20 protein-coding genes and 1 riboswitch are annotated in these 19440 nt (G+C 40.5%); of the genes, 2 read left to right on the forward strand and 18 right to left on the reverse strand.

Features of this window, described 5'->3' with window-relative positions:
• Positions 1 to 192: 192 nt before the first annotated feature.
• The 4 genes from AAYR28_RS14965 to AAYR28_RS14980 all read right to left on the reverse strand — a co-directional run bounded on the left by AAYR28_RS14965 (position 193) and on the right by AAYR28_RS14980 (position 3644).
• Positions 193 to 993, reverse strand: coding sequence for an HAD family hydrolase (locus AAYR28_RS14965; protein ID WP_345808873.1), 801 nt, complete (start codon positions 991 to 993; stop codon positions 193 to 195).
• A gap of 195 nt (positions 994 to 1188) precedes the next feature.
• Positions 1189 to 1617, reverse strand: a complete 429-nt coding sequence (psiE, locus tag AAYR28_RS14970) for a phosphate-starvation-inducible protein PsiE (RefSeq protein ID WP_012011173.1) — start codon at positions 1615 to 1617, stop codon at positions 1189 to 1191.
• Between the two features lie 37 nt (positions 1618 to 1654).
• Positions 1655 to 2962 carry a HAMP domain-containing sensor histidine kinase gene (locus AAYR28_RS14975; protein WP_024425993.1) on the reverse strand — a complete coding sequence of 436 codons (1308 nt, stop codon included), beginning with the start codon at positions 2960 to 2962 and terminating at the stop codon, positions 1655 to 1657.
• Positions 2949 to 3644, reverse strand: a complete 696-nt coding sequence (locus tag AAYR28_RS14980; RefSeq protein ID WP_224426606.1) for a response regulator transcription factor — start codon at positions 3642 to 3644, stop codon at positions 2949 to 2951. Before AAYR28_RS14980 ends, AAYR28_RS14975 begins: the two co-directional genes overlap by 14 nt.
• Before the next feature lie 249 nt (positions 3645 to 3893).
• Between AAYR28_RS14980 and AAYR28_RS14985 the strand changes: the two genes are divergently transcribed.
• Entirely contained in the window at positions 3894 to 5099 is a 1206-nt protein-coding gene (locus AAYR28_RS14985) for a DUF418 domain-containing protein (protein WP_345808874.1), read from the forward strand.
• 78 nt (positions 5100 to 5177) lie between these two features.
• On the opposite strand, the gene AAYR28_RS14990 is transcribed toward AAYR28_RS14985, so the two are convergent.
• Positions 5178 to 6110 carry a helix-turn-helix transcriptional regulator gene (locus AAYR28_RS14990; protein ID WP_345808875.1) on the reverse strand — a complete coding sequence of 311 codons (933 nt, stop codon included), beginning with the start codon at positions 6108 to 6110 and terminating at the stop codon, positions 5178 to 5180.
• A gap of 82 nt (positions 6111 to 6192) precedes the next feature.
• Here AAYR28_RS14990 and AAYR28_RS14995 point away from each other — a divergent pair, with 82 nt between their 5' ends.
• Positions 6193 to 6837: an FMN-dependent NADH-azoreductase gene (locus AAYR28_RS14995; protein ID WP_345808876.1), complete on the forward strand. Its 645-nt coding sequence runs from the start codon at positions 6193 to 6195 to the stop codon at positions 6835 to 6837.
• A 166-nt stretch (positions 6838 to 7003) separates the two neighbouring features.
• Here AAYR28_RS14995 and AAYR28_RS15000 read toward each other — a convergent pair whose 3' ends face one another.
• The 13 genes from AAYR28_RS15000 to AAYR28_RS15060 all read right to left on the reverse strand — a co-directional run bounded on the left by AAYR28_RS15000 (position 7004) and on the right by AAYR28_RS15060 (position 19338).
• Positions 7004 to 8860 (reverse strand): alpha/beta fold hydrolase, encoded by a 1857-nt coding sequence (locus AAYR28_RS15000; protein ID WP_345808877.1) that lies wholly within the window; start codon positions 8858 to 8860, stop codon positions 7004 to 7006.
• Between the two features lie 57 nt (positions 8861 to 8917).
• Entirely contained in the window at positions 8918 to 9484 is a 567-nt protein-coding gene (locus AAYR28_RS15005; protein ID WP_041115746.1) for a TetR/AcrR family transcriptional regulator, read from the reverse strand.
• A gap of 196 nt (positions 9485 to 9680) precedes the next feature.
• The gene (gene sufB, locus AAYR28_RS15010) at positions 9681 to 11078 is read right to left on the reverse strand and encodes a Fe-S cluster assembly protein SufB (RefSeq protein WP_007500362.1); all 1398 of its coding nucleotides are present in this window, start codon (positions 11076 to 11078) and stop codon (positions 9681 to 9683) included.
• Positions 11079 to 11095: 17 nt separating this feature from the next.
• On the reverse strand, positions 11096 to 11542 hold the full coding sequence (sufU, locus tag AAYR28_RS15015; protein ID WP_041115744.1) for a Fe-S cluster assembly sulfur transfer protein SufU: 447 nt from the start codon (positions 11540 to 11542) through the stop codon (positions 11096 to 11098).
• Positions 11532 to 12752 (reverse strand): cysteine desulfurase, encoded by a 1221-nt coding sequence (locus AAYR28_RS15020; RefSeq protein WP_046313268.1) that lies wholly within the window; start codon positions 12750 to 12752, stop codon positions 11532 to 11534. Before AAYR28_RS15020 ends, sufU begins: the two co-directional genes overlap by 11 nt.
• Positions 12752 to 14065 carry a Fe-S cluster assembly protein SufD gene (sufD, locus tag AAYR28_RS15025; RefSeq protein ID WP_034280840.1) on the reverse strand — a complete coding sequence of 438 codons (1314 nt, stop codon included), beginning with the start codon at positions 14063 to 14065 and terminating at the stop codon, positions 12752 to 12754. Before sufD ends, AAYR28_RS15020 begins: the two co-directional genes overlap by 1 nt.
• An 18-nt stretch (positions 14066 to 14083) precedes the next feature.
• A complete protein-coding gene (gene sufC, locus AAYR28_RS15030) occupies positions 14084 to 14869 on the reverse strand; it encodes a Fe-S cluster assembly ATPase SufC (protein ID WP_034280842.1) in 786 nt (261 codons plus the stop codon).
• A gap of 213 nt (positions 14870 to 15082) precedes the next feature.
• Positions 15083 to 15217 carry a hypothetical protein gene (locus AAYR28_RS15035; RefSeq protein ID WP_254965641.1) on the reverse strand — a complete coding sequence of 45 codons (135 nt, stop codon included), beginning with the start codon at positions 15215 to 15217 and terminating at the stop codon, positions 15083 to 15085.
• Between the two features lie 215 nt (positions 15218 to 15432).
• Positions 15433 to 15801: a carboxymuconolactone decarboxylase family protein gene (locus AAYR28_RS15040; RefSeq protein WP_003212803.1), complete on the reverse strand. Its 369-nt coding sequence runs from the start codon at positions 15799 to 15801 to the stop codon at positions 15433 to 15435.
• Between the two features lie 307 nt (positions 15802 to 16108).
• Positions 16109 to 16930: a methionine ABC transporter substrate-binding lipoprotein MetQ gene (metQ, locus tag AAYR28_RS15045; protein WP_024423400.1), complete on the reverse strand. Its 822-nt coding sequence runs from the start codon at positions 16928 to 16930 to the stop codon at positions 16109 to 16111.
• 14 nt (positions 16931 to 16944) lie between these two features.
• Entirely contained in the window at positions 16945 to 17613 is a 669-nt protein-coding gene (locus AAYR28_RS15050) for a methionine ABC transporter permease (protein ID WP_034280845.1), read from the reverse strand.
• Complete coding sequence (locus AAYR28_RS15055) at positions 17606 to 18631, reverse strand: methionine ABC transporter ATP-binding protein (RefSeq protein WP_034281436.1); 1026 nt, start codon at positions 18629 to 18631, stop codon at positions 17606 to 17608. Before AAYR28_RS15055 ends, AAYR28_RS15050 begins: the two co-directional genes overlap by 8 nt.
• A gap of 154 nt (positions 18632 to 18785) precedes the next feature.
• A riboswitch (SAM riboswitch) is annotated at positions 18786 to 18894 on the reverse strand.
• Positions 18895 to 18996: 102 nt separating this feature from the next.
• Entirely contained in the window at positions 18997 to 19338 is a 342-nt protein-coding gene (locus tag AAYR28_RS15060; RefSeq protein ID WP_024423403.1) for an SCP2 sterol-binding domain-containing protein, read from the reverse strand.
• Positions 19339 to 19440: the final 102 nt, after the last annotated feature.

The raw sequence follows: 19440 nt of genomic DNA on the forward strand, positions 1-19440 counted from the left end.
ACACTTATTCATTAATGAACAACTGTTTATTTATTGTTACTCATATTCTACTTTTTAGACGCATGACAATCAATTGTCAATCTGACCCTAACCGTTCATTAATAGACAGATAACGACTAAGTGTTCATCTCGTCAATGTCCAGACATGAAAAAAGACGAACTGGACAAGTTCGTCTTCTTAATTGAGTACGATTAAGGCTGCAATCTTAGGATTTTTTGAATCGTATGCATGACCCCGCTCTCTTCATTTGAAAGCGTAATAAAATGAGCAGCATCTTTTACCTCTTGGATGGCATTTCTTACAGCAAAACTGTATTGAGCGGATTCCATCAGTTCTAGATCATTACGACCATCACCGAATGCCATCGTTTCCTCTTCTGTCACACCCAATATGTGCTGAAGCTGTTTCACGGTGGTTCCTTTGTGAACGCCAATATTGGCAATGTCGATCCACGTATCCTCTGAAGCAACAACATATACTTGTTCAAAGAATTCACTTATTCTCTCCCTTGTCTGTACGCATTTTGCCTCAGGATCATGAACGGTAATTTTCACAAAGTCATCTTGTATATCTGCAAAGTTTGATACCTTGAGTACATTTGTATAAGAGCCCGTCACAAATCTCATTTCACTCTCAGATAAATGCTCATTGACCACTGCACCATCTTTCGTACATGCAATGATCGTCTGCTCTTTGCTTATCTCCTCCAGCTTATGGATGATCGATAAACCTAGATCATTTTTTATTAATGATTCATAAACAAATTGCCCATCCTTTTTAATTCGCGTTGCACTATCCCCTGAAATCCAAAAATCCTTTGCATCATCACCAAACAATGCCTCTACTCGTTCACACTGCTTACCCGTACAAGGAGCGAACGCCACATTTTTCTCTTCCATTAATGCTTTTATTTTCTGAAATAAAGCTTGATCAAATGATCCTTGGCGGTTTAAAAAGGTGCCGTCTAAATCCGTAATTATTAATTTAATCATGTTCTTCCTCCAATTCCTTAGCTGAACAAACACTATACGATGAAAATTGTATATGTGTACGTGTCAGTAAGTAAATAAGCCAGGAACATGTTGTTTGTCATCACACATAAAGGCACTTGTTACAGGTACGTCACAAGGCGTTTCATGAATCAACATATAAAAAATAGACGAACGGTCATCGTTCGTCTTCTTCCCTCACTTCACTTCTTCATGCTCCTGAACCGCATGTCGTTTACTAGCGATAAAGAGTGCAACCGTCATGGCTAAGATAGTCAACGCCCACCAGAACGTCGATACAGCCTCCTTATGATCGATAATAATCAAACGGATGACGGCTGTGATGCCAATATATATAAAATAGCGAAGCGGAAAATGAAAGTTTGATTTAAAGTACTTAATAATTAAGGCAATAAACTCAAAGTACATAAAGAAGATTAACAGTTCACCAAGCATTTCATAGTAGCTTTCTCCTTTGTTGACCACATTCTTGTAGACAAATTGGACAATATACCAAGTTTCACTAATTAAGAGGACGCTTAAAGCAATGGCCAGAAAGAATAAACAAATATTCAGAAGGCCTTGCAAGAGATCCGGTACCTTTTGGAAGTTGTTGAATCGTTTCATTAGATTGTCTCTCCATTCCATGTTATTCATTTGCCAGCTATATTTTGATGTGCCAGAATCGCAGCACGATGTAGTAAACGCCGTTCTTTTCCATCCTTTCAAACTGCCCGTGCATGCGGGACATCATTCGTTTTATGCTTCGTTCACCAAGTCCTGTGCTTTCCTGGGTGTCATTTGTCTCGTTTATCGCATTGCTGATATGGATCTCAAAGATTTCTTGGTCGGATAGAAACGTGAGATTGATATCTTTTTTCGGGTCAGCGTATTTCAGTATGTTCGACATCAGATTATCAAACACTCGGCCAAGCTCCTCGACATTCACATTGATATAGCTGTCTGGCAGCTCTCCTAAAAGATGAACCTTAAATGTCTCTTGCTGCAAAATCGCCACCTGATCTGATAAGAGATCGTAAATGACCTCTTTGACTGCAACTGTCTCAAGCTCAGGTTCATGTTCTTTATCAAGTAGAAAATAGGCGAACAGATTATCAGATAGATTTTTCAATTGCAGTGCTTTTTCATAAGCACTTGCTATATATTGATCCTTACGGGTATCCGCTCCAGCCTCCTCTTTTTTCGCAAACTCCAAATTCATCATCAGCGACGTCAGCGGTGTCCTCATATCATGGGACATTTCAGTAACCAAGCTGCGGCTCTCTTCTTGCAGCTCATCAATGGCTTGAAGCTTGTCCAAAAAAGCTTTACGAAGGTCCTCAATACTTTTGGCAATCATCGCTAATTCGTCATGCCCTTTCACCGTCATCTCATAGTCCAGCTCTCCGCCTTCAAGAATATGTATCTCTTGGTGAATCGTTTGCAGGTAGCGCAGACTTTTGCGAATCCCGAGAAGAACAATGAGGAGAAAAATAAGCGTTGCTCCGAGCAGCTCGAGTGTAAAGGCAAGATCGTGGTAGCGAGATGAATAGAACCCGTCCACCATGACGCGGCCTTTACCGTCGCTAAACTGAACCGGATACGAATGTTGCTCAGCGTACTGAGTCATCCTTTCTTTTCCGTACGCCGATTCATCCGCAGCCGAATAGATGGAGTCATATTGTAGCACCTCATCCTTGAAGATAGTCAAATTAATGTAATTCTCTTTTTTCACCCACTCACCAAACGCTTGTCGATCCGTTGAAGACAGCTCATTCTCAGACACATAGCGGCTGAATTTTTGAATGTACTTGGCTGACTCCTGATCGTAATACTCGTCCGAACTCAAATATCCATCGATCAAATCATTGGTGATCTTTTGCAGCGTCAAAAAGACAATACCACTCACAATTGCAGCCGCCAAAATCAGCAGTGCAAGCTTTTTGGCCAGTGTATATTTACGATGTGCCAAATCGATATCCTCTTCCCCATTCAGTTTTGATATATACAGGACGCGCAGGATCATCCTCAATTTTGGCACGCAGCTTTCGAATATGCACCATCACCGTATTGTTGGAACAATAGAAATAAGGCTGTCCCCACACGCTTTCATAAATATTTTGGGCTGAAAAGATTTTGTTTCGCCTGCTCATAAGCAGTTTTAACATCCGATATTCTAGATCAGACAGCTTAATTTGCTGGTTTTCTTTCCATACTTCATTAAATTCTTCACTTACCTTCAGTTTGCCCCCAACAAGAAAGGTCTCTTCCTGTTCCTTCTTTTCCTGATAGACAGTATACCTGCGTAATTGTGCAATCACTCTAGCATGAAGCTCCTCTTGTGAAAAAGGTTTTGTCATATAATCATCCCCGCCCGCAAGTAAGCCTTCGGTTTTATCGAATGTACTTGATTTGGCTGTTAGAAATAGAATCGGGACATTAGAAGAGGCTCTTATCTGCTGGCACGTTTCGATGCCTGAGAGCCCCGGCATCATCACATCCAAAATCACCAAATCGAGCGAATCGTCCACAAACTTCAATGCTTGCTCGCCATTCATCGCTCTTAGCACCTCATATCCTGCACGTGAAAGGGATTCCTGCAGAAGGTCACCAATATCCTGATCATCTTCTACGACTAATATTCGATGGGTCATGTCTCTCACCTCATGTAATGTGTTGCTCTTTCTTTTATGTCTTTACTATATATCATCTAGTTATGTGAAAAGATACAGCATAAACCTTAACAGTTTATGAATTTGGCCATCTGCCATCAATTTGTCACATTTATTTCCAAAAAATTGGATCTTCATAAATTGTTAAGAATTGGGCCGTATATTGATTCATTGTAAGGATCGATGAATTGATCCGAATCACATTATCATAACAAGAAAAGGAGCATGGATATGAATGCAAACAAAGTAGCACACGGACAACCGATGAGTCTGCGGGAACGGGTTCATTTCTTGGACATTGTACGAGGGTTCGCCTTAATGGGGATTATTCTAGTCAATTACTTTTTGATCGTGGATTCGGCCAAGGGATTTGACATGCTGTCAAATGATGTCTTTCACAATTTGGTGAATTGGTTTGCCTCAGGGAAATTCATTACGTTGTTCTCCTTTCTATTCGGGGTTGGTTTTATGATTTTTATGGATCGAGCTGCTCAGAAGGTGGACAGTCCGAACAAGCTGTTTGCCCGCAGATTAACCATTCTCTTAGGATTTGGCCTTCTGCATTTGACCTTTGTTTGGATTGGTGACATTTTGGCCTATTATGCAGTCGCTGGCTTTTTATTGCTTTTCTTTTACAAACGCACAGCCAAAACCATCCTATACTGGCTCATCACACTTTTTGTGATTCAATTGCTCACGCCTTTTTTCACGATGCTGCTCAATACCATCAGTTCAGGATCATCAGGCAAGCCGGACTTTGCTGATTTTGAATTAATCAGCCACAACAGTCTGACTTATTTAGCATCGATTGGTGATCGGTGGACAGATATGGTGACAATGGCTTCCGGTTCTTTTTCTACTGTCTATTCTATGTTTTTCATGTTTTTACTTGGTGTGTATTTTGTGAAAATGGAGTTTTTCAAAAACATGGAGGCGAAAAAAGCGATTTGGAATCGCATTTGGATCATTTTTGCCATCGCTTTTCTCATCACCCAAGGCAGTACGATCATAACAGCGGTCAATCCTTTTGAAAATACACTCTGGATGAACATAGCCTCTGCCCTTGAACAAAACGGCGGATTAACAGGCAGTATGTTCTATATGAGTACACTTGCGATGCTGTTTCTTCACGTCCCTCAGCTGCGTGGTGCTTTGATGGTCTTTACCAAAGTTGGACGGATGTCATTGACCTGCTATTTGCTTCACTCCATCATTGGCACAATGCTATTTCTGAAATATGGAGCCGGACTTGCCGATCATCTTCAGCCGGCTGGCACGTTCATGATTGGACTCGGGGTTTATGTCTTCCTCTTGCTCTTTAGTACATTATGGTTAAAGCGGTTTAAATACGGTCCGATGGAGTTTATCTGGCGTCAGCTGACGTATGGGAAGGTTGATGATCAACCGAAAACAAATACCTTTCATGCGGCGAAGTAAAAAAAAGAGGCGAATTGCTATAATTCGCCTCTTTTAATATGTGGAGTTTTTTGTGATTCAGAGACAATTCGTTTACTTTCAATACTGATCAATCACTTCTCGTAATTGATTCAAATAACTTTCTTTCAATTCCTCTGGGTATTCAATTTTCACATGTTTCCCAAATGACATCAAATAGTGAGTCATATACGATAATTCTTCTTGGTTGTATCCACCCATAATATAAGGAATCTGATCAATGATCTCCAATCTCATATTTGGGTAATGATGCTTCAAAAACTTTTCTTTTCCTTGTTCCGTTAATCGACATTTAAATGAGATATCATGATAAGTTTTTTCGTATTCGAGCTGCAGTTCTTTTAATTCTTCCTTTGTAAATGTGTCTCTGATTTCTTCTTCAATCACCATGTCCTTCATAAAGTCACATCTATAGATGCCCCACTTTTTATTTTGAACATCATATGCTTGAGAAAACCAAATGCCATTTCGATAAAACAACTCAAGAAATTGCAGCCTGATCCATTTATTTTCATATTGAGTGTACGTCATCTTCACGATTTGATCTTTCATCATTGCCTGTAAAATCAATTCCAAATGATTTTGTTCACTAACTGGTGCGACATTATAGTAATGAATCACATCCAAAGTCTCCGTAATCATTTGCTTTTTCTCATCAGACATTGTGGCAAACAACTTTTGCCGAATTTGTGAGTAGGATTTTTTAAATGGTGTTGCTGACACCAGGTCTAGCGCTTTAAGAGCGAAAAAAATAGCTTGGACTTCTTCTATATTGAAATAAATAGGAACCAATGGAGATTGATTCACCAGTCGATATCCTCCATGTCTTCCATTTTCAACGTAAAAAGCTAAACCCATTGACTCTAGCTCTTCTATATCTCTTAAAGCCGTCCTTTTAGAAATGCCAAATTCGGATTGTAAGTCCTTTAACCGAAAAGAGTGTTTATCGCTTAAAAAAATAAGTTCTTGGTTTAATCGTTCTGATTTTTTCATTTGTTTTCCCTCTTAAAAAGGTGCCTTCTTTTGTCACCTTTATCATTTATACTCAGCTTATCAAAAGAAAAGGAGCATGTACATGCAAACATTAATCATTAACGCGCACCCAGATTTCACTCATCGAGAAAGTTATTCAAACAAACTGCAAACACTATTTTTAAAACAGTTTAAAGAAAGGTTTCCTCATGAAGAACCAACCATTTTACATTTATATGGAACTGAAATTCCTCGTATCGAAAAAGAACAGCTGCTAGGAATTTGGGATAAGCAAGCATCCGAACAAGCATTAACGGCTGACGAGGAAAAAATCGCCGCTGCTTCATCTGCTTTATTGGCCCAATTCAAAGCACATCATCGAATTGTGATCGTGTCACCTGTTCATAATTTCAATGTGACTTCACGAATGAAAGATTATATAGATAATATCTTTATTGCGAGAGAAACGTTCAAATATACAGAAAATGGTTCTGTTGGTCTGATGACTGACGATTATCGTGTACTTTTACTTCAAGCAAGCGGCTCAATTTTCACAAATAACGATCGATATACACCTCTAGAATTTTCACATTATTACCTAAAAGAAATATTTCAAAACTTGATGGGGTTTCATCAATTTCATATTGTCCGAGCACAAGGCACAGCGGTTTTACAGCAAGATGCGATCTTACAATCTGCATCTGATGATATGACGAAAACCTTAGAGGAGTTTTATGCTCCTCATTAACCTCTATTTAATCAAAAAGACCCAAAACGAAAAATCGTGCTTTTTTTAATAAAAATCACCTTTTTCGTTTTAGGGTGCTATATAATCTTTCAGTTGATGCGGGCATCGGCGGGACCACAAGCAATGCGATTTTTCAATTACGACATACTTTATTTATCCCACATTCTCAACTGCTAATAAGACTATTTTTTATAACCAATGCTGCCGTTTCACTCGGATGGCTAAGAGGGAAATGATGACCATATGGGACAACATCAACTTTTCCAAAATGCGATGGAGCAGAATATCCTCTGTCATACTCCCCCCAAATCATGTGAAGATTATCCTTTGTTATTTCATTGAAATCACCGTGATCGTTTTTCAGTAGTAAATGGTTAAGCTGAACCGTCGTATTTAAAATTCTAGGAGAAGTAAAGCTGTTTCTGATTTTTTCAATATAATGTTCAGGGATGCTCTCCATCCTTTCAAACAAACCATTACTTAATAAATAACGCTCTATCATTTTAGGAGTTGCTAATTTTAAAGACCATTTGTTCATCCATTGTGGAACATTTAGCGATTTAGCATTTTTTTTAGTAACAGGCGGCTGAAGTAAAGTGATTGAATACTTCTTATCTATGTACCCTTGTCCCAAAGCTTCTAGTAAAATAAACGCACCAAATGAATGGCCAATGAGATGTGCACCATTAGCCGCTTTCTCCAATACCTTTTTCACTACATTCAAATAGAGATCTAGAAGATGTTTCTCTCGTTTAAATGGAGAACGTCCCAAACCTGGAAGATCCAAGATCCATACCGGTTGACCCGTTTTTTCATGAAGCTCTTGTGCTAAAGGAAATAAATCCTCTCCATCACTCAATAAACCATGTAATAAAATAAATGGTTTCCCCTCTCCTTTTAGTTGGTAAAGGGTATTGTTATCGCATAATGTTCGCTCAAATACATGATGATGCTCACCATGTTGATCCATCATTCGATAATCTAGATCAGCTGCTACGGCAGGGAAAAAGTTCATGACACTCGTCTTCTTAAACCAAACGTCTCCCATTATTTTTTTCGCTGAAACATTTGAGAATGTTCGTTTTGTCATAAAATTCAGTCCGTCAGAAGGAATTTTAGTGATTTTGCTTACGCCACTATTCATAACAGCTTTCATTAGTGGCATTGGGACAGAGATTTTTGGTGCCCTCATATTCATACTTTCCGACATCACACTTAATAATTCAGCAATGTTCTGATCATGCTCTTTGTCTTCAACAAGTGTAAATGTTTGAATAGCCGGCTGCTCCATCCTGAAAACCTGCACAATAAACTTCGCAAACATATCGTTTGAAATCAGTGGCAGCCTATATCCTTTACCTCCAGGAATCACTGGCATGAGCCCTCTTCGCATACTCTTTACAAGCAAACCTAATCCTGCTATCTGCTCTGTACTCCCTGTTTTACTACTACCGACCACAGTTGGCGGATTAATGACAGACAGCGGATAACCTATTGCTGATGCCTGTTGACGGATATAAAGATCTGCTAAAAATTTTGTTCTCTCATATGGATTTTTTATTTTCAAATAGTTGTTTCCTTCTTTAAACACATCAATTGTAACCTTGCTATTTTGATCATCAAAGGGACTCATATAACCGACAACATGAATAAATTGATGCAAGCCCTTCGATTGATGAATACTTTTAGCTAATTCACTCATATGTTTAGCGCCATTTAAAAAGACGGAAGCTGCCTCATTACTTGTCGCTTGAATATCCATGGGGCCTCCTGCGTGAATGATCACATCCGTTTTCAATACCCTTTCCTTATCTTCAGCACTTAGACCTAAATCTATTTTCGTCAAATCACCTTCAACAAAGTGCATCACTGACTCTTTTAAAATGCCTCTTTCTTGAAAAATGCGTGTCGCTTTACTTTTCGACCTCACTAAAAGAAGAATGTTCACATCCTCTTTGGCTAATTCTTCGACTAATTGCTTTCCGATAAAGCCTGTTCCACCAATTAAAAATACTGTTTTCATATGAAGGCTCCTTTTTAGTACTACATAGTACTAATTTGATGTAAAAAAAATGCTTCTTTATCGAAGCAAGTTAAATAAATGATCTGCTGTTTTTGTGATGACAGTGGCATCCTTCAGTGTTTCTGAAATAAATAACGCCCCTTCAAGATTTGTAATAAAAAGTGATGCCACCTCATCAATCTGAATCGTATCTCTGAATTCCCCGTTCTCTACACCTTGTTTCAGTAATAGAGAAACTTTCTTTTGTAATCCTGTAAAAAAAAGACCTATTTTTTCTTTTATTTGCGTGGCCTGTGCAGGACTTTGAATATAAAGAGTAATAAATGGACAGCCTCCCTGATACTCTCTCGACTGAACGCCTTGTGATAATTGCTTTAAAAACATTTGGATACGATCTTCAACTGAAAATTGGGTCTGAGACATTACGTCGTCTATTGCAGCTTGATACATATCAATCCAATAATCAACGACCCCTTCTAATAATTCTTCCTTATTAGAAAAGTGATAATACACATTCGACTTTGACACTTTGCTTACACGTACCAATTCATCCATACTGGTATAAGCAAACCCTTTTTCCAAAAATAATGTTGCAGCTACTTCAAGTACACGCTTTTGATTCATTAATTTTGCCTTTGTCATAATTAGAACTATACAGTACTAATTTAAATGTTGCAAGTATTTATGTTCATTTGGAGGGATGGATCTGGCTTCTCGAACTAAAGCCATAAAAAAACACAACGCCATGAAGGATTAATTAACAAGTGGTATCACTCGAAATTAAAAGCCTTCAAAAAGCGTTGTGTATCAATGTTTTTTATTAACCAATAGAACCTTCCATTTCAAACTTAATCAAACGGTTCATTTCAACGGCGTATTCCATTGGTAGTTCTTTTGTGAATGGCTCGATGAAGCCCATGACGATCATTTCTGTTGCTTCTTCTTCAGAAATTCCGCGGCTCATCAAGTAGAATAGCTGTTCTTCTGATACTTTTGATACTTTTGCTTCGTGCTCTAATGAAATGTTGTCGTTTAAGATTTCATTGTAAGGGATCGTATCAGACGTTGATTTGTTATCCATGATGAGTGTATCACACTCGATGTTTGAGCGTGCACCTTCTGCTTTGCGTCCGAAGTGAACGATTCCTCGGTATGTGACTTTACCGCCTTGTTTGGAAATCGATTTCGATACGATCGTTGAAGATGTGTTTGGTGCAAGGTGAATCATTTTCGCACCTGCATCTTGGTGCTGACCTTTACCTGCTAGGGCAATACTTAATGTCATACCACGAGCGCCTTCACCTTTTAGGATGACTGCTGGGTATTTCATTGTCAGCTTAGAACCGATGTTTCCATCAATCCATTCCATTGTTGCATTCTCTTCACATACTGTACGTTTTGTCACAAGGTTGAAGACGTTGTTTGCCCAGTTTTGAATCGTTGTATAACGGCAGTAGCCGCCTTTTTTGACGATGATTTCAACAACCGCACTGTGAAGTGAGTTTGTTGTGTAAACTGGAGCTGTACAGCCTTCTACGTAATGCACATGTGCGCCTTCGTCAACGATGATCAGTGTACGTTCGAACTGACCCATGTTTTCAGAGTTGATACGGAAGTATGCTTGAAGTGGAGTATCTACTTTTACGCCTTTTGGTACGTAGATAAATGAACCACCAGACCATACAGCCGAGTTAAGCGCAGCAAATTTGTTGTCAGTCGGAGGAATGACTTTTGCCCAGTGCTCACGGAAGATGTCTTCGTTCTCTTTTAATGCGCTGTCTGTATCTTTAAACACAATTCCTAAATCTTCAAGGTCTTGCTTCATGTTGTGATACACAACTTCAGATTCATACTGAGCAGATACACCAGCTAAATATTTTTGCTCTGCTTCTGGGATACCAAGCTTATCAAAGGTTTGTTTGATTTCTTCTGGTACTTCATCCCAAGAACGCTCAGAGCGCTCTGATGGCTTTACGTAGTACGTAATTTCATCAAAGTTTAATGCATTTAAATCTCCGCCCCATTGTGGCATCGGCATGTTGTAAAAGTGCTCAAGAGATTTCAAACGGAAGTCGAGCATCCACTGAGGCTCTTCTTTCATACGAGAAATTTCTTCAACGATCTCTTTTGTCAGTCCGCGCTCTGAACGGAAAATGGAAACGTCTTTATCAGAAAAGCCGTATTTATATTCACCAACATCTGGCATTTTTTTAGCCATCCATTTTCACTCCAATCTTATGATTTGCCGTTATCTTCGGCAGATGCGCCTTTTTCAAGCGCCTTCCATGATAATGTTGCACATTTGATGCGGGCAGGGAATTTTGCCACTCCCTGCAGCGCCTCAATGTCACCAAGATCAATGGAATCGTCGTATTCTTTTCCTAGCATCATATCGGAGAAAATCTGAGACATTTTCAATGCTGTTTCAATATCTTTCCCTTTAATCGCCTGCGTCATCATCGAGGCAGATGCCATCGAAATCGAGCATCCTTCTCCTTCAAATTTCGCATCCGTGACTTTATCGTCTTCGATTTTCATCGTAAGACGAATGCGGTCACCACACGTTGGGTTGTTCATATCGACGACAATGCTGTCGTTTAGCACACCTTTGTTTCTCGGATTTTTATAATGATCCATAATCACTTGTCTGTACAGTGTGTCTAAGTTTACATTAAAAGACATTCGTAAAATACTCCTTTGTCTTACGGAGCGCTGCAATGAGCCTGTCAATCTCTTCTTCTGTATTATACAGATAGAAGCTTGCTCTTGCAGTCGCTGATACACCAAGCCATTTCATAAGCGGCTGTGCACAGTGGTGTCCAGCACGAATGGCGACACCTTCCGTATCCAGAACAGTTGATGCATCATGCGGATGGACATCGTCTAAGTTAAACGTCACAAGCCCAGCTCGGTGCTGCGGTCCATAAACAGTCGCACCGTCAAGCTCCTTAAAGCGCTCAAGCGCGTAAGTCGCAAGCTGATGCTCGTAACGGCTGACTTCCTCCATACCAATGTCATTTAAGAAGTCAATTGCTTTTCCTAGTCCAACTGCTCCAGCAATAATCGGTGTTCCCGCTTCAAATTTCCACGGCAGCTCTTTCCATGTGGAATCATATAGATCCACAAAGTCGATCATTTCACCGCCAAACTCAGCAGGCTCCATATTATTCAAAAGGTCCTTCTTCCCGTAAAGCACACCGATGCCAGTCGGTCCACACATTTTATGCCCAGAGAATGCGAAAAAGTCACAATCTAGATCCTGAACATCAATTTGCATGTGCGGAGTGCTTTGCGCACCGTCGACGACAATGATTGCCCCATGATCGTGGGCAATTTTGGCGATTTCTTTAATCGGGTTGATGGTTCCTAATACGTTTGAGACATGTGTGACAGCGACGATTTTCGTTTGATGTGTGATCGTTTGCTTCACATCTTCAAGCGATAGCGTGCCGTCTTCCTGTAACGGAATGTATTTCAATGTGGCGCCAGTTGCTTTTGCTGCTTGCTGCCAAGGGATGATATTCGCATGATGCTCCATATGCGTAATGACAATCTCATCGCCTTCTTTGAGGTTGGCTCTAGCATAGCTGATCGCCACTGTGTTTAGCGCAGTTGTTGTACCTCTAGTAAAAATAATCTCCTGAACAGATGAAGCACGGATGAATGCACGAACTTTCTCTCTCGCACCCTCGTATGCGTCCGTTGCTCTTGTGCCAAGGGTATGAACACCCCTGTGGACGTTCGAGTTGTAAGACCGGTAATACTCATTCATTGCATCAATGACCACTCTTGGTTTTTGAGAAGTCGCTGCACTGTCCAAATACACCAAATCATGTCCGTTCACTTGCTGATGAAGGATTGGAAATTGCTCACGAACGTCTTTGATATTCATTATTTTACTTTCCTTTCAATCACAGAAACAAGCTGCTTTTTAACTCCTTCAATCGGCAGTTCTTTTACAACTGGATTTAAGAAGCCGTAAATCACAAGTCTTTCTGCATCTTCTTTGGAAATCCCGCGGCTCATGAGGTAGTACAATTGAATTGGATCGACACGTCCAACAGAAGCGGCGTGCCCTGCTGTCACATCATCTTCATCAATTAAAAGAATGGGGTTTGCGTCACCGCGTGCTTTCTCACTCAGCATGAGGACACGTGATTCCTGCTCTGCATTTGACTTCGTTGCGCCATGCTCGATTTTACCAATTCCGTTAAAGATAGAGGATGCTTGATCCTTCATCACACCATGCTTCAAGATATATCCTTCAGAGTTTTTACCGAAGTGGATGATGCTTGTTGTGAAGTTTTCTGTTTGGTTTCCTCGGCCGACAACAACTGATTTCGTATCACCGAATGTACCGTCGCCCATCAGTTTTGTGATGTTTTCAGATACGACGTCTCCATCATTCATCAGGCCAAGCGCCCATTCGATTTTACTGTCACGACCATTTGCCATACCGCGTCTGTTTACATATACTGTGACTCCTTCTGCAAGGTTATCTACAGCACCGTATGTGACGCGGGCGTTAGCGCCTGTGAACACTTCAGAAACGATATTGAAGATCGCTTCTTCCGGTTTTGCTGTACTGATGTAGTTTTCTACATATGTCACAGCACTATGATCGTCTGCTACAACGATGACATGGTTGAACAAAGTCGTTTCGTCATTTTCATGAAGATAAACAGCTTGAATTGGTGCTTCAAGCTCTACGTTTTTCGGTACATAGAGGAAAGCTCCGCCATTCACTAAAGCAGCATGTAAAGCTGTTAGTTTATGCTCATCCACTTTCACTGCATCTGTCATGAAGTATTGTTTCACTAAATCTCCATGCTCACGAATCGCTGTATGAAGATCAGTGAAGATCACACCTTTGTCTTTTGCTTCAGCTGAAAGAGACAAATAGGCCGGCGTTTGATCACGCTGAATGTAAACTGTCTTATCTGTGTCCTCTAAATCAATCAGAGATTTCACTTCTTCTGGAAGCTCTTCTAATGATCCAAATGGCGCACTTTCGACTGTATGCTGTTTGAAATTCGTTAAATTCCATTTTGAAATATTCGTTTTGTCAGGCTTTGGCATTGGGAGGTCTTCTGCTTTTTCAAGAGCCTGTAAGCGAAGGGAGCTCATCCATGCCGGTTCCTGATGCTTCTCGGAGAAGCTTTTGACATAATCTTGATCTACTGATAATTTCGTTTCTAATGTCATCAATAATCCTCCTAACGCTTACGCTTCTTGACCAACAGTTTCGTCTTCAATTCCTAACTCTTTTTTAATCCAGTCATAGCCTTCTGCTTCTAGACGCTGCGCAAGTTCTGGTCCGCCAGATTTCACAATACGGCCTTGCATCATGACATGAACGTGATCTGGTGTGATGTAGTTCAGCAGGCGCTGATAGTGAGTGATCATTAAGCAGCCGAAGCTTTCGCCGCGCATTTTGTTAATTCCTTTAGAAACAACTTTCAGGGCATCGATATCAAGACCAGAATCGATTTCGTCAAGGATGGCGATCTTTGGTTCAATCATCATTAATTGAAGAATTTCGTTGCGTTTTTTCTCCCCGCCTGAGAAACCTTCATTTAAGTAGCGTTGTGCCATATCTGGGTCCATTTCAAGGAACTCCATGTTTTCGTCCATTTTGCGGATGAATTTCATAAGAGAGATTTCATCGCCTTCTTCTCTGCGTGCGTTAATTGCAGAACGAAGGAAGTCAGCATTTGTAACACCGCTGATTTCAGACGGGTATTGCATTGCAAGGAAAAGACCAGCTTGAGCGCGCTCATCTACTTCCATTTCAAGGACATCTTCGCCATCAAGCAAGATGCTGCCTTGTGTTACTTCATATTTTGGGTGACCCATAATGGCAGCAGATAAAGTAGATTTACCTGTTCCGTTAGGTCCCATTACTGCGTGGAATTCTCCACCTTTTATCTCGAGGTTTACACCCTTTAAGATTTCTTTCCCTTCAATCTCAACGTGCAAGTCCTTAATTGTTAATGTCGAAGCAGTCATATATCGATACCTCCAAAATAATCATTATTCTCAATTTATTCTCATTCTAATTTTATAACAAATTAAAACTGAATACAACACATTCACGATAAGCGTGAGAGGATGCTCTCAAAATTCTAACAAAAAAAGCAGGTAGATAAAAGGATTTATGTCGAAAAGACTGTTTTCATAAAGAAAGGGCGGGAAACTGTTCTCCCCGCCCCTCAGCTATTATTAGCCTCGTATATTCATTTTTGCGAGCTGTCTTTTCTCATCTCGGTAGGACTGCTCTCGTTTATATTCCACTTTCATCCGTAAGTCATGGTCTCTTTCGTACTCTGCATAGCTCATGCCATGAGCTTGATGCATGGCCTTTTCCATCTCGGCGGTATAATCCAATCCTAGTGTACTATGGTCCGAACAAATAATAAACCATTCCCTTCCTTGAGTGTAGCTTTATTGTAGCAAACGTATGCGGCTTCACTCAAAAGGGATATGACACCCTATGCTGGCATATTTTCTCACACAAACGGATGAGAAGCGCTCAACTCCCTGAGATGGAAAAATACCGTGTTATGCTTCCCTTAATGCGTCTGTCCTCCAAATTCATCAATACATTGCTGAACGACAGTGATTCCTTGGCTTAGTGCTGCTCCGCCGCCAAAAGCTGCCGCCACGCTGACAACCTCCAGCAAATTCTCTTCTGTCGCCCCTTGATCGAGCGCTCCCTTTGTATGATAAATCATGCAGTATTCATCCTGCGCATGAATACTGATACCGAGGGCAATCATTTGTTTTTCCTTTTGCGTTAATGAATCGCTTTGGAAGCACTGCTCCGTAAATTCATTGAATTTCTTTCCAAACACCGGCATTTTCTTCTGGAATTCACCCATTGCGGTTTTATAATCAGTCAGTGATTGCTGCATGGATCCGCTCATATGCTGTTCATTCATCTTGATTCCATCCCTTCAGGTCATTTGTACGTTTTTATTATGAGCGAGATTTGAAAAAATACACAAAAAACCTCGCTTTGGTAGAAGCGAGGTTGCAGATTGTTGATTAAGGGCTAAAATGATCTTTATTTTAGCCCTTTATCTTCCTTTCAGCGTGATAGAAAACCTTTGCAGCCCTAGGAAGGGCGAGTACCGGAGCGGAGCGAATTTGACATTCGTGAGCACCGGAGCGCAGAACTGACAAAGAATGCGAGGGTTTGTCTACATGCTGAAACCTCGCTTTGATAGAAGCGAGGTTGAAATGTTGTTATTCAGATACAGGCAATACTGCACCGTCATATTTTTTGTCGATGAATTCTTTGATTTTATCAGAGTGAAGAACTTCCATTAGTGCCTTGATCTTATCTGATTTTTCGTCACCTTTGCGAACCGCAACGATGTTTGCATATGGGTTGTTCTTTGTTTGCTCAAGTTCAATTGAATCTTTTTTCGGATTCAATTTATTTTGGATCGCATAGTTGACGTTGATGAATACAGCATCGCCTTCACTGTTTTCATAAGCTTTCGCAGTTAATTCAGGCGCGATTTTTTTGAATTTTAGGTTCTTTGGGTTTTCTTTAATGTTTTTTACTGTTGCGTTGATTGTATCAACCTTTGGATCAAGCTTGATGACACCAGCATTTTGCAGCAGGGCAAGCATACGGCCTTGTTCAGCTACGTTGTTTGTCATGATGATTGTGCCGCCGTTTGGAATATCTTTTACAGATTTGTATTTCTTAGAGTAGATACCGAAAGGCTCAAGGTGAACCGCACCAGCACTCACTAGGTTATAATCTTTGTTTGATTTATTTTCTTCGTTTAAGTAAGGGATATGTTGGAAAAAGTTCGCATCCACTTCTTTTTCAGCTAACGCTTTGTTGTACATTTTATAATCGCTAAGCACTTTCACTTTTAAATCGTAGCCTTTTTCTTTTAGAAGTGGTTTTGCTTCTTCAAGAATTTCGGCATGAGGCGTTTTTGAAGCGGCAACCGTAATGGTTTTGCTTTCACTTGCGTTATTTGATGAACCGCACGCAGCTAAAATACCTGCAAATGCTAGAAATAGTGCACTTAATATCAATTTCTTCATGAATAAATCCTCCCTTAACGTTTATCAATTTTATTTGTAATCAAATCACCGATTATTTGAATAATAAAGACGATGATGAGAATAAACACAGTAGCTACAAGTGTGACATCTGTATTACCAGATTGGTACCCTTCCACATAGGCGAGGTCACCAAGTCCGCCTGCTCCAATTGCACCTGCAATCGCAGTAGAGCCAATCAGAGCAATTGCTGTTACGGTAATACCTGAAATAAGGGCTGGCAATGATTCTGGCAGCAATACTTTGAAAATGATTGTCGACGTTTTCGCTCCCATTGATCGTGCTGCTTCAATGACTCCTTTGTCTACCTCACGCAGTGCAATTTCGACAAGACGTGCATAGAATGGAGCTGACCCTATGACAAGGGCAGGGAGTGCTGCATTTGGGCCTAGAATCGTATGCATTAAGAATTTCGTGAACCCTAGTAATAGAATAATTAAAATGATAAAAGGAATCGATCTGAAAATGTTGACGACAGCGCCGATGACAGCATTAATCGGTTTATTTTCCCAAAGACCGCCTTTACTCGTTAGAAAGAGTAATAGTCCAAGGATGATACCAATGGCAAAAGCAAATGCCAATGAAATGAGTGTCATATACACTGTTTCACCTGTTGCACTCCAGATGACGTCTAAATCAACGTTCGGAAACCATTTCTCAAACATGTGTCATCACCTCGATTTCAACCTGTTTGCTTTGGATATAGGCGATGGCTTTTTCTACCTCGGTCTCTTCTCCATTAATGTGGATAAAGAGTGTTCCAAACGCGCCTTCCTGCGTTTGAGAAATCTTCCCTTGAAGGATATTCACATCGACGTTGAAGGATCGAATGATTTCAGTGATCAGCGGCTGCTCGGCAGAATCTCCGATAAAGGACAATCGTACGACCTGACCTTCTTTTACTCGCTCTAGCACATGCTCAATTGTTTCTTTCGCTTCCTCTGGTTCTGCAAGCTGTTGCACAAATCGTTTCGTCATTTCTTCCTTCGGTTGTCTGAAGACGCGTAATACTTCGCCTTCTTCGACAATGCGTCCATTTTCCATGACCGCAACGCGATGACAAATTTTGCGAATGACGTGCATTTCGTGTGTAATGAGCACAATCGTGAGCCCTAATCGTTTATTGATATCCGCCAAAAGCTCAAGGATCGAATCGGTCGTTTGCGGATCTAGCGCAGATGTCGCTTCGTCACATAGAAGAACCTTTGGATCATTCGCTAATGCTCTCGCAATGCCGACACGCTGTTTTTGCCCGCCGCTCAGCTGAGACGGATACGCATTTTCTTTTCCTTCTAAACCGACCAATTTAATCAGTTCATTCGCACGCTCTCTCCGTTTTGATGTCGGTACACCTGCGATCTCAAGCGGGAACATAATATTTTGTCTCACCGTTCTTGACCAAAGCAAATTAAAGTGCTGGAAGATCATGCTGATTTCTTGTCTTGCTTTCCGAAGTTTCGCATTCGATACTTCATTGATCCGGTTGCCTGCCACTTCAACAATTCCTTCTGTTGGCAGCTCCAGACCGTTTAATAGGCGAATAAGCGAGCTTTTCCCTGCACCGCTATACCCGATAATTCCGAATATTTCACCTTTATCAATATCTAGGTTGACGTCTTTCACGGCATCAACATTTCCGCTTTTTGAATGGTACGTTTTTGATACATTCTGTAAATAAATCACAGTCTGATCACCTGCTTTCTTGCTGAATCTATAGGTTGCCATCACATACATTATTTATTCTTCTTTCTGTCATGACTCTAGCCTGACGCCAGGTCAGTAAAAAAGACCTAACTGCAACGCAAGCAGAAAGGCCTTTTATGTCAATTACGCCTTTCTCTCATCTTTCAAAGCGCTGCGGCTTTGAGTGAATTGGCACCAATTTCAGCTATGCTGACGGTTGCCGGGTTTCATAGGGCACGTCCCTCCACCTCTCTTAATAAGAGAAAATATGTTGTTTTATGTGATGTTCATGTTTTTACTAACGTAGAATATCATGCTACCCGAGATATGTCAACGCTGTAAATCGTTAATTTCCAAGTAAACAACTACGTTATCATTTTTCGGAAAAAACCGTTCGTCAGCCAAAGCACTGCCTCTAGTCTAAGGAGCGCACGGAATGACCCTTTGACTTTGACTTGTCCCCTGCTGATTAACTGCTGTAAGGACATATCTCCGTCTAATAATTGAAGAATTTCTTTCCTCTCACCATAAAAGATGAGATCCGATAACTCAATTGCAGGTAGTTTCTTCACTTCACCACGTTCATCCACAATCAATGTACAAGAGTCAGTTTCCGCCTCAAATGTAATCTTCAAGGATGATGATGAGAGCAGCGGCTTTAATAATAAACGCTGCCCTGTGTTACCATGGGCTTTCACATTTTCCACATGTATAACCTCCCTGTCATTTGGTTATACATAACATTTCTCTACAAACATCTTCTTGTCCTTTATAAATAACTCGACAAATTTTCAAATGAATTTCTTGAA

The sequence above is a fragment of the Bacillus safensis genome (genome assembly GCF_039619585.1).
Lineage (GTDB): Bacteria > Bacillota > Bacilli > Bacillales > Bacillaceae > Bacillus > Bacillus safensis.